Annotated in this window: 8 protein-coding genes; all 8 read left to right on the top strand. The window is 51.4% G+C overall.

From position 1 onward, the window contains the following. A partial coding sequence (locus QVF11_RS16225) for a mannose-1-phosphate guanylyltransferase/mannose-6-phosphate isomerase (RefSeq protein WP_287858232.1) occupies positions 1–922 on the top strand: 922 nt, incomplete at its 5' end. 23 nt (positions 923–945) lie between these two features. Further along, positions 946–2,322: an O9 family phosphomannomutase RfbK gene (rfbK, locus tag QVF11_RS16220; RefSeq protein ID WP_142514884.1), complete on the top strand. Its 1,377-nt coding sequence runs from the start codon at positions 946–948 to the stop codon at positions 2,320–2,322. Position 2,323: 1 nt separating this feature from the next. Continuing rightward, positions 2,324–3,118, top strand: coding sequence for an O8 family O-antigen export ABC transporter permease subunit (wzm, locus tag QVF11_RS16215; protein ID WP_110275459.1), 795 nt, complete (start codon positions 2,324–2,326; stop codon positions 3,116–3,118). Then, positions 3,118–4,332 (top strand): ABC transporter ATP-binding protein, encoded by a 1,215-nt coding sequence (locus QVF11_RS16210; RefSeq protein ID WP_110275458.1) that lies wholly within the window; start codon positions 3,118–3,120, stop codon positions 4,330–4,332. The genes wzm and QVF11_RS16210 overlap by 1 nt, the downstream gene beginning before the upstream one ends. Continuing rightward, a complete protein-coding gene (locus tag QVF11_RS16205; RefSeq protein WP_112216612.1) occupies positions 4,332–5,612 on the top strand; it encodes a class I SAM-dependent methyltransferase in 1,281 nt (426 codons plus the stop codon). The genes QVF11_RS16210 and QVF11_RS16205 overlap by 1 nt, the downstream gene beginning before the upstream one ends. Before the next feature lie 2 nt (positions 5,613–5,614). Continuing rightward, positions 5,615–9,253, top strand: coding sequence for a glycosyltransferase (locus QVF11_RS16200; RefSeq protein ID WP_287858228.1), 3,639 nt, complete (start codon positions 5,615–5,617; stop codon positions 9,251–9,253). 66 nt (positions 9,254–9,319) lie between these two features. Next, positions 9,320–10,465 (top strand): glycosyltransferase family 4 protein, encoded by a 1,146-nt coding sequence (locus QVF11_RS16195; RefSeq protein ID WP_287858226.1) that lies wholly within the window; start codon positions 9,320–9,322, stop codon positions 10,463–10,465. A 9-nt stretch (positions 10,466–10,474) separates the two neighbouring features. Next, positions 10,475–11,590: a glycosyltransferase family 4 protein gene (locus tag QVF11_RS16190; protein WP_287858223.1), complete on the top strand. Its 1,116-nt coding sequence runs from the start codon at positions 10,475–10,477 to the stop codon at positions 11,588–11,590. The last annotated feature ends 16 nt before the right edge of the window (positions 11,591–11,606 follow it).

Genomic DNA, 11,606 nt, shown 5'->3' with positions numbered 1-11,606 from the left:
ACACACGCCTTATCAGGTCGCCCGTTTTGTGGAGAAACCTGACCTTGAGCGTGCGCAGGCCTATCTGGCCTCCGGCGAATACTACTGGAACAGCGGCATGTTTATGTTCCGGGCGAAAAAGTACCTCTCCGAGCTGGCGAAATTCCGCCCGGATATTCTGGAAGCCTGCACGGCTGCCGTCCGGGCTGCCGACTGCGGCAGCGATTTTATCAGCATCCCGCATGATGTGTTCAGTACCTGTCCGGATGAGTCCGTCGACTATGCGGTGATGGAAAAAACCGCCGATGCGGTGGTGGTGGGGCTGGATGCGGACTGGAGCGATGTTGGCTCCTGGTCAGCGCTGTGGGAGGTCAGCCCGAAGGATGAGCTGGGAAATGTGTTAAAGGGAGATGCCTGGGTACACAACAGCCAGAACTGCTACATCAACAGTGACGAAAAGCTGGTGGCAGCGATTGGCGTCGAGGACCTGGTGATTGTCAGCACCAAGGACGCGGTGCTGGTGATGAACAAAAATCGCGCCCAGGACGTGAAAAAGGTCGTTGAGTACCTGAAGAGCAACCAGCGCAGCGAATATAAACGTCACCGCGAAATCTACCGTCCGTGGGGGCGCTGCGATGTTGTGGTGCAGACGCCGCGCTTTAACGTTAACCGCATTACCGTCAAGCCGGGTGGCGCGTTCTCCATGCAGATGCATCACCACCGCGCCGAGCACTGGGTGATCCTTGCGGGCACGGGGCAGATAACGGTCAATGGTAAGCAGTTCCTGCTCACGGAGAATCAGTCGACCTTTATTCCCATCGGTGCCGAACACTGCCTGGAAAACCCGGGACGTATCCCGCTGGAAGTGCTGGAAATTCAGTCTGGCTCCTATCTGGGCGAAGACGACATTATCCGTATTAAAGACCAGTACGGTCGTTGCTAACTTTTGCAGGACATTGACTCAGAATGACACAGCTTAACTGTTTTAAAGCCTATGATATTCGCGGCAAACTGGGTGAGGAATTAAACGAAGATATCGCCTACCGCATCGGGCGCGCCTATGGTGAGTTCCTGAAGCCAAAACAAATCGTGGTGGGCGGCGATGTCCGTCTGACCAGCGAGTCCCTGAAGCTGGCGCTGGCCAACGGCCTGATGGATGCGGGTACCGACGTGCTGGATATCGGTATGAGCGGCACCGAGGAGATTTACTTCGCCACGTTCCATCTGGGCGTGGACGGCGGCATTGAAGTGACGGCCAGCCATAATCCGATGAACTACAACGGCATGAAGCTGGTGCGTGAAAACGCGAAGCCCATCAGCGGTGATACCGGCCTGCGCGATATCCAGCGTCTGGCGGAAGAGAATCAGTTTCCTCCGGTGGACGCATCCCGTCGCGGTACCCTGCGTCAGATTTCCATTATTCAGGCGTACGTGGACCACCTGATGGGCTACGTGAACCTGGCAAACTTCACCCGCCCTTTGAAGCTGGTGGTGAACTCCGGCAACGGTGCCGCCGGTCATGTGATTGATGAAGTGGAAAAGCGTTTTGTTGCTGCTGGCGTGCCGGTGACCTTTATTAAGGTGCATCACCAGCCGGACGGCAATTTCCCCAACGGTATCCCTAACCCACTGCTGCCGGAGTGCCGTCAGGATACCGCTGATGCGGTACGCGAGCACGGGGCGGATATGGGGATTGCCTTTGACGGTGACTTTGACCGCTGCTTTATGTTTGATAATGATGCTGAATTTATCGAAGGGTATTATATCGTTGGCCTGCTGGCGGAGGCCTTCCTGCAAAAGCAGCCGGGGGCCAAAATTATCCATGACCCGCGCCTGACGTGGAACACGGTAGATATCGTGACCCGCAGCGGCGGCAGGCCGGTGATGTCGAAGACCGGACATGCGTTCATTAAAGAGCGTATGCGTCAGGAAGATGCAATTTACGGTGGTGAGATGAGTGCGCATCACTACTTCCGTGATTTCGCCTACTGTGACAGCGGGATGATCCCGTGGTTGCTGGTAGCGGAGCTGCTGTGTCTGAAAAACAGCCCGCTGAAAGCGCTGGTGGCGGACAGGCAGGCGGCGTTCCCGGCCTCCGGGGAAATTAACCGCAAGCTGGAGAATGCGGCAGCGGCGATTGCGCGCATCCGCGAACGTTATGAGGCAGATGCGGCAAACGTGGACACTACCGACGGCATCAGCATTGAATACCCGGAGTGGCGCTTTAACCTGCGCAGCTCGAATACGGAGCCAGTGGTACGCCTCAATGTGGAGTCAAAAGCAGCGCCTGCGCTGATGAAAGAAAAAACAGCAGAGCTGTTACACCTGTTAAGCGGGGAATAAGGTGAGAGAATTGTTCACGACGATTTATCGTTATCGGGGATTTATCTGGAGTAGCGTTAAGCGCGATTTTCAGGCGCGCTACCAAACCAGCATGCTGGGCGCGCTATGGTTGGTTTTACAGCCACTCTCTATGATTCTGGTTTACACTCTGGTCTTTTCCGAAGTGATGAAAGCCAGGATGCCGGATAACACCGGTCCATTTGCCTACAGTATTTATCTCTGTTCTGGCGTGCTGACCTGGGGATTGTTTACGGAAATGCTGGATAAAGGGCAGAGCGTTTTTATTAACAACGCCAACCTGATTAAAAAACTGAGCTTTCCGAAAATTTGCCTGCCGATTATTGTCACTTTATCGGCGATTCTTAATTTCGCGATTATCTTCAGCCTGTTTCTGATTTTTATTATTGTCACCGGCAACTTTCCCGGCTGGTTATTCTTTTCGGTGATCCCGGTTTTACTGTTGCAGGTGCTATTTGCCGGTGGCTTAGGCATGGTTTTAGGCGTCATGAACGTCTTTTTCCGCGATGTCGGTCAACTTGTTGGCGTCGCGCTTCAGTTCTGGTTCTGGTTTACACCTATCGTCTATGTACTGAATTCGTTGCCGGGATGGGCAAAAAATCTGCTGCTGTATAATCCAATGACGCGCGTCATGCAGTCCTATCAGTCAATATTTGCCTACCATCAGGCGCCCAACTGGTATTCGTTATGGCCGGTACTGGCTCTTGCCATTATTTTCTGCGTCATCGGCTTCAGGATGTTCCGCAAGCATGCGGCAGATATGGTGGATGAATTATAATGAGCGATATCAGAGTAAATAATGTTGGTAAGGCCTATCGCCAGTATCACTCAAAAACCGGCCGACTGATTGAATGGCTATCTCCTTTTAACACTAAACGCCATAACCTGAAATGGATCCTGAGTGACATCAACTTTGAAGTCGCCCCCGGCGAGGCGGTTGGGATCATCGGGATAAACGGCGCGGGTAAAAGCACTCTGCTGAAGCTGATTACCGGAACATCCAGACCGACGACCGGAAATATTGAAATCTCCGGGCGCGTCGCGGCGCTGCTTGAGCTGGGTATGGGATTTCACTCCGATTTTACCGGTCGGCAAAACGTCTATATGTCCGGGCAACTGCTGGGACTGTCTTCGGACAAAATCACCGAGCTGATGCCGGAGATCGAAGAGTTTGCCGAAATTGGCGACTATATCGACCAGCCGGTACGCGTTTATTCAAGCGGTATGCAGGTGCGTCTGGCCTTTAGCGTAGCGACGGCAATTCGCCCGGATGTGCTGATCATCGATGAGGCGCTGTCCGTTGGTGATGCCTATTTCCAGCATAAAAGTTTCGAGCGCATTCGTAAATTCCGCAAGGAAGGAACCACGCTTTTGCTGGTATCCCATGATAAACAGGCTATCCAAAGCATCTGCGATCGCGCCATTTTATTGAATAAAGGCCGTATCGAGATGGAAGGCGAGCCGGAAGCCGTTATGGATTATTACAACGCGCTGCTGGCGGATAAGCAAAATCAGTCCATCAAACAAGTCGAGCATAACGGTAAAACACAAACCGTTTCTGGCACCGGCGAAGTGACTATTTCTGACGTGAACCTGCTGGACAACCAGCGGAGTGTGACCGAGTTTGCCTCGGTAGGACAGCGCGTTCACCTACAGGTCAACGTTCAGGTTGAGGAAGATATTCCTGAGCTGGTGGTGGGCTATATGATTAAAGATCGCCTGGGGCAGCCTGTTTTTGGCACTAACACCCATCATCTGAATCAGGCGCTCACCTCCCTGAAAAAAGGGGAAAAACGCTCATTCTTATTCACCTTTGACGCCAACCTGGGCGTAGGTTCCTATTCCGTCGCCGTCGCGCTGCATACTTCAAGTACCCATCTGGGCAAAAACTACGAGTGGCGCGATCTGGCTGTGGTATTCAACGTCGTGAATACGGATCAAAAAGAGTTTGTTGGCGTGTCCTGGCTACCGCCTGAACTGGAGATTTCTTAATGGGTTCGTCGTTTTATCGTTCATTTGAAGAACGACACAGGGGTTCGGTTGAAGATATTAAGGGCCGCCTGAGCTTTTATTTACCCTTTCTGACGCGCTTAAAAACGCTCTACCCGGACGGAGTGATTGCCGATATCGGCTGCGGTCGCGGGGAGTGGCTGGAGATCCTCAATGAAAACGCCATCGCTAACGTCGGTGTTGACCTTGATGACGGTATGCTGGCGCGCGCGCAGGAAGCCGGGCTGAACGTGCAGAAAATGGACTGCCTGCAGTTTCTTGAGCAGCAGGAAGACGAAAGTCTGATCGCACTGACCGGTTTCCATATTGCTGAACACCTGCCTTTTGAGGTTTTGCAGCAGCTCGTCAAGCACACCTTACGCGTGTTGAAGCCCGGCGGCTTGTTGATTTTGGAAACGCCGAATCCGGAAAACCTGAGCGTCGGCTCCTGTTCATTCTATATGGACCCGACTCATCACCATCCGCTGCCGCCGCCGTTGCTGGAATTTCTGCCTGTTCACTACGGTTTTAATCGTGCGATAACCGTACGTCTGCAGGAAAAAGACGCCCTGAAAGCTGCTAATGCATCGATTAGGCTGGTTGATGTCCTTAAAGGCGTTAGTCCGGATTACAGTATCATTGCGCAGAAAGATGCGCAGCCTGAGCTTCTCGCCAGCTTCGAGCCATTGTTTACCCAACAATACGGCCTGACGCTGGATGCTTTAAGTGACCGATACGATGCTATTTTGGCTGAACAACTTGAGGCTTCAGCCGCGCACCTGGAAACGCTTGAGCAGTCGTACACCCGGCAAATGGGTGAAATGGCGCAGAGCATCCAGTTACTGCAAAACCAGATGGGTGAGCTTAATCAACTGGTTGCACATAACCATCAGCTTCATCAGCAGGTTACCGACTTGCATAACAGCCGTTCATGGAGAATTACCCAGCCTCTGCGCTGGCTCTCTTTCCAGCGTCAGTTATTGCGTCAGGAAGGCGCAAAAATTCGCGCACGGCGTGCAGCAAAGAAAATAATGCGCAAAGGGATGGCGTTCTCGTTGGTCTTTTTCCATCGTTATCCCAGGTCGAAGGTGTATCTGTTTAAGATCCTCCGGAAAACCGGTAGCTATCAATTGCTCCAGCGCCTGTTCCAGCGCGTGATGCTGGTTTCGTCGGACCCGATGATGATGGCGCAGTCCAGAAGATATGATGTAGATACTGAAGAAATGACAAGTCGCGCGCTGAGTATTTATAACGAATTAAAAAATAAAAATACGGAGAAATAACGATGCGTATCGTCATTGACTTACAAGGCGCGCAGACGGAAAGCCGCTTTCGTGGCATCGGTCGTTATAGTGTTTCCATCGCCAGAGCGATCATTAGAAATAATAGCCAACATGAAGTTTTCATTGCGTTGTCCGCCATGCTCGGGGAATCCATCGCCGATGTGAAAGCGCAGTTCGCCGATCTTCTGCCGCCAGAAAATATTGTTATCTGGCATGCCGCGGGGCCGGTCCGGGCGATGGACAGAGGTAATGAATGGCGTCGGGAAAGTGCTGAGCTGATGCGGGAAGCTTTTCTTGAAGGGCTGCGTCCGGATGTGGTTTTCATCACCAGCCTGTTTGAAGGGCACGTCGACGATGCGGTCACCTCAGTGCACAAGTTTAGCCGTCGCTACAAAGTGGCGGTACTGCACCACGATTTGATTCCCCTGGTACAGGCAGAAACCTACCTGCTGGACGATGTTTATAAGCCCTATTATTTGCAGAAAGTTGAATGGTTAAAAAACGCCGATCTTCTGCTGACTAACTCAGGCTACACCGCGCAGGAAGCAATCGAACACCTGCATCTGCAGGGCGAACATGTGCAGAACATCGCCGCCGCGGCGGATCCGCAGTTCAGTGCGGCAGACGTTAGCGCGAGTGAAAAAGAGACGGTATTAGGCCACTACGGTATCCAGCGCGAGTTTGTCCTGTATGCGCCGGGCGGGTTCGACTCGCGTAAAAACTTTAAACGACTGATTGAGGCCTATGCCGGGCTCAGCGACGATTTACGTCGCGCGCACCAGTTGGTGATCGTCAGTAAACTCTCTATCGGCGATCGTCAGTATCTTGAGTCCCTGGCTTCCGGCAATGGCCTGCAGCAGGGAGAACTGGTGCTGACCGGCTATGTCCCAGAAAACGAACTGATTCAGCTCTACAGGCTGTGTAAGCTGTTTATCTTCGCCTCGCTGCATGAAGGTTTTGGCCTGCCCGTGCTGGAGGCAATGTCCTGCGGCGCTCCGGCGATTGGCTCAAACGTTACCAGCATTCCTGAAGTTATCGGCAATCCCGATGCGCTGTTTGACCCCTATTCAGTTTCCTCTATTCGCGAAAAGATCGCCCAATGCCTGACGGATGCTCATTTCCTGGCTCGTGTGAAAGAACTGGCGCAGCAGCAGGCGGGTAATTTCTCATGGGATAAGGCTGCTGTTACCGCTCTGGAAGCATTTGAGAAAATCGCAGCAGAGGGAAAAAGCGACGTCCCGTCATCACTAGCGGCGCTGGTGCAGCAAATTCTTGCTATCACTCAGGGGCAACCGGAAGATCGTGATTTGCGTTTATGCGCGACGGCTATCGATTACAACCTGAAGACGACTGAACTCTATCAGCTTGATGATAGCGCGCTAAACTGGCGCGTGGAGGGGCCGTTCGACAGTTCATACAGCCTGGCGCTGGTGAATCGAGAGTTTGCCCGCGCGCTGGCAGGGGATGGTGTGGATGTGTTACTGCATTCGACGGAAGGGCCTGGAGATTTCGCCCCCGATGCGGCGTTTATGGCGCAGGCGGAAAATAGCGATCTGCTTAATTTTTATAATAAATGTCGGGCTGTCGAGGCTGGGGAAAAGGTTGATATTCTCAGCCGAAATATCTACCCACCGCGCGTTGCTGATATGAATGCCCGGGTTAAACTTCTTCACTGCTATGCCTGGGAAGAAACCGGTTTTCCCCAGCCTTGGATCGGTGAATTCAACCGTGAACTGGATGGCGTCCTGTGTACTTCAGAGCATGTGCGAAAAGTATTGATCGACAATGGGCTTAGCGTACCGGCCTTTGTGGTTGGCAATGGCTGCGATCACTGGCTGAATACACCGGCAAAATCTGCAAATAAGGCCAAAGACGGCACGTTCCGTTTCCTGCATGTCTCTTCCTGCTTCCCGCGTAAGGGCGTACAGGCAATGCTGCAGGCCTGGGGCAGGGCGTTTACCCGTCGCGATAACGTCTCCCTTATCATTAAAACCTTCGACAATCCGCATAACGAAATCGACGCCTGGCTTGCGCAGGCGCAAAGCGAGTTTGCTGACTATCCTGCAGTTGAAGTGATCAAAGCGGATATGTCGGCCAGCGAGCTGAAAGGCCTTTACGAAAGCTGCGATGTGCTGGTTGCGCCGGGTTGCGCAGAAGGTTTTGGTCTGCCTATTGCTGAAGCGATGCTTAGCGGGCTACCGGCGATTGTCACCAACTGGAGTGGTCAGCTTGATTTTGTGAATTCACAAAATTCCTGGCTGGTGGATTATCAGTTTACGCGGGTAAAAACGCATTTTGGACTGTTTGCTTCCACCTGGGCCAGTGTGGACATCGATAATTTAACCGCTGCCCTGAAGCAAGCCGCCGCAACGGACAAACCGGCGCTGCGAAAAATGGCTGATGCCGGGCGTCAGCTCATTTTGTCTCAGTTTACGTGGGCGGCAGTTGCGGAGCGTTCTCAGCAGGCGGTTAAAACCTTGCGAGCGCACATTGATATTGCTCAGCACCGGGCGCGGATCGGCTGGTTGACCACCTGGAATACTAAGTGTGGCATCGCGACCTACTCTCAGCATTTAGTGGAAAGCGCGCCGCAGGGTGCGGATGTGATATTTGCTCCTCAGGTCAGCGCCGAAGAGTTGGTTAATCCTGATGAAGGCTTTGTGCTGCGCAACTGGATAGTCGGTAAAGAGAACAACTATCTGGAAAATCTCCAGCAGCAAATTGATGCGCTGCGCCTTGACGTGATTGTGATTCAGTTCAACTACGGTTTCTTTAATCATCGTGAACTGGCTGCGTTTATTCGTCACCAGCATGATGCCGGGCGCGTCGTGGTTATGGCGATGCATTCGACGGTGGATCCGCAAAAAGAGCCAACGTGGAACTTCCGCCTTGCTGAAATGGCAGATGCGCTGGCGCTGTGCGATCGGTTGCTGGTGCATTCCATTGCCGATATGAACCGTCTAAAAGGGCTGGGTCTGACCGATAACGTCGCCTTGTTCCCTCATGGGGTCATTAATTATTCGGCTTCGGTTGTTCAGAACAAACCGCAGACATTACCGTTAATCGCCAGCTACGGTTTTTGTTTACCACATAAGGGGCTGATGGAGCTGGTTGAATCCGTTCATCGGCTGAAACAGGCTGGAAAGCCGGTTCGTTTGCGGTTGGTGAATGCCGAATATCCGGTAGGAGAATCGCGTGACCTGGTGGCTGAATTGAAAGCAGCGGCTCAGCGTCTTGGCGTAACGGATCTGGTTGAGATGCATAATGATTTTCTACCTGATGATGAAAGTCTGCGCTTGCTCTCAGAAGCTGACCTGCTGATTTTTGCCTATCAGAATACCGGTGAGTCAGCGAGCGGTGCGGTACGCTACGGTATGGCGACGCAAAAGCCTGTTGCCGTCACGCCGCTGGCGATATTTGATGATCTGGACGATGCCGTCTTTAAATTTGATGGCTGCGGCCTGGATGATATCAGTCAGGGAATTGACCGTATTCTGCAGTCTATTCGTCAGCAGGATACCTGGGCGCTTAGTACTCAGAAACGCGCTGATGCCTGGCGGGAGCAACATGATTACCACGCCGTATCCCGTCGCCTGGTTAATATGTGTCAAGGCTTAGCAAAAGCTAAATATTTTAAATAAAATAGCCCCCTGCATTTTTTGCCTTTTAATGCAGGGGCGTATCTGCTTAATGATGTGCCATTCATTATGAAAATTATATTTGCAACTGAGCCAATTAAATATCCACTAACGGGTATTGGTCGTTATTCTCTTGAGCTGGTAAAGCGACTGACTGTTGCCAGCGAAATTGAAGAACTTAAGTTATTTCACGGTTCTTCATTTATTGACAGCATTCCGCAGGTTGAAAGTAAGACGGATACTAAGGCCAGTAACCACGGTAAGCTATCGGCTTTTTTACGTCGCCAGCCATTATTTATTGAAGCCTACCGTATATTACACCCTCGTCGTCAGGCATGGGCTTTGCGCGATTATAAAGATTATATTTATCATGGCCCTAATTTTTATCTGCCGCATAGACTAGATCGGGCAGTGACCACCTTCCATGATATTTCTATATTTACCCGCCCTGAGTTTCATCCCAAAGAGCGGGTTCGTTATATGGAAAAGTCACTACGTGAAAGTCTGGCATCGGCAAAGCTGATTTTGACCGTGTCTGACTTTTCCCGCAGTGAGATTATTCGGCTGTTTAACTACCCCGCTGAGCGGATTGTGACGACCCGGCTTGCCTGTAGCAGCGACTATATTCCACGTAGCCCGGTTGAATGTCTGCCAGTACTGCAGAAATATCAGCTGGAGTGGCAGCGCTATGCGCTTTATATCGGCACTATGGAACCACGGAAAAATATTCGTGGTTTATTGCAGGCCTATCAACTTCTGCCAATGGAGACGCGTATGCGTTACCCTCTGATCCTTAGCGGTTACCGCGGGTGGGAAGACGATGCGCTGTGGCAGATTGTTGAACGCGGAACGCGTGAAGGATGGATACGTTATTTGGGTTACGTGCCGGATGACGATCTCCCGTATTTATATGCGGCAGCCAGAACATTTATTTATCCCTCGTTTTATGAAGGATTCGGATTACCTATTCTTGAAGCAATGTCTTGCGGTATTCCGGTAGTATGCTCCAATGTGACTTCATTACCTGAAGTTGCCGGAGATGCAGGGTTGTTATCAGACCCTAATGATGTAGATGCGATAAGCGCTCATATTTTGCAAAGTCTGCAGGATGAATACTGGCGGGAGATAGCAGTAGCGCGCGGTTTTATTCAGGCACAACAGTTTTCGTGGGAAACCTGTACGGCCCAGACGATCAATGCCTATAAATTACTTTAAGGGTGCAAGTTGAGAGTTTTACACGTCTATAAGACCTATTATCCGAATACCTACGGTGGTATTGAACAGGTCATTTATCAGTTGTGCCAGGGCAGCGCTCGCCGGGGAATCGCTGCCGACGTATTTACCTTTTCACCAGATAAAAATACCGGGCCTGTGGCTTATGAAGAGCACCAGGTTATCTATAATAAGCAATTAATTGAAATCGCCTCTACGCCATTTTCCTTGAGCGCGTTAAAGCGATTTAATAAAATTAAAAATAACTACGATATTATTAACTACCACTTTCCGTTTCCATTTATGGATATGCTGCATCTTATGGGGCATCCAAAAGCGAAAACGGTCGTCACTTATCATTCCGATATTGTGAAACAAAAGCGGTTAATGAAATTATATCAGCCATTGCAGGAGCAATTTCTCTCCAGCGTGGACTGTATTGTGGCATCGTCACCTAACTATGTTGCGTCCAGCCAGACGTTGCAAAAGTACATGGATAAAACGGTGGTAATCCCTTTTGGCCTTGAGCAAAAGGATGTACAGCATAACCCGCAGCGCGTGGCCTACTGGCGTGAGAAAGTCGGCGATAGCTTTTTCCTGTTTGTTGGCGCATTCCGTTATTACAAAGGATTGCATATTCTGCTGGATGCCGCCGAACGTAGTCGGCTGCCAATCGTGATTGTCGGCGGCGGCCCGCTTGAAACGGAGGTTCGCCGGGAGGCAGAGCGACGCGGCCTGAGCAACGTGGTCTTTACCGGCACCCTGAATGATGAGGATAAATATATTCTCTTTCAGCTTTGTCGCGGGGTGGTTTTCCCTTCCCACCTGCGTTCCGAAGCTTTTGGCATTACCTTGCTGGAAGGCGCGCGCTTCGCCCGCCCGCTGATCTCTTGTGAGATTGGTACTGGAACTTCGTTTATCAATCAGGATAAGGTCAATGGCTGCGTCATCCCACCCGATGATAGCGCGGCGTTGGTTGAGGCGATGAACGAGTTGTGGAACAGTGATGAAACGGCTGCGCGCTATGGCGCTAATTCACGCCGTCGCTTTGAGGAGATGTTTACCGCAGAACATATGATTGATGCTTACGTTAATCTCTACAACACATTACTGGAAAAGAAATCCTGAACTTCAGCGCTTTGCC

Source organism: Klebsiella sp., assembly GCF_027492335.1.
GTDB classification, from domain to species: Bacteria; Pseudomonadota; Gammaproteobacteria; order Enterobacterales; family Enterobacteriaceae; genus Klebsiella; species Klebsiella huaxiensis.
The sequence above is the reverse complement of the archived record's forward strand: the minus strand, read 5'-3'. Positions and strand labels throughout refer to the sequence as shown.

Excerpts from the sequence above, each read along its gene's own strand:
- rfbK (WP_142514884.1), top strand. The coding sequence starts at position 946 with ATGACACAGCTTAACTGTTTTAAAGCCTATGATATTCGCGGCAAACTG.
- QVF11_RS16210 (WP_110275458.1), top strand. The coding sequence starts at position 3,118 with ATGAGCGATATCAGAGTAAATAATGTTGGTAAGGCCTATCGCCAGTAT.
- QVF11_RS16205 (WP_112216612.1), top strand. The coding sequence starts at position 4,332 with ATGGGTTCGTCGTTTTATCGTTCATTTGAAGAACGACACAGGGGTTCG.
- QVF11_RS16200 (WP_287858228.1), top strand. The coding sequence starts at position 5,615 with ATGCGTATCGTCATTGACTTACAAGGCGCGCAGACGGAAAGCCGCTTT.
- QVF11_RS16195 (WP_287858226.1), top strand. The coding sequence starts at position 9,320 with ATGAAAATTATATTTGCAACTGAGCCAATTAAATATCCACTAACGGGT.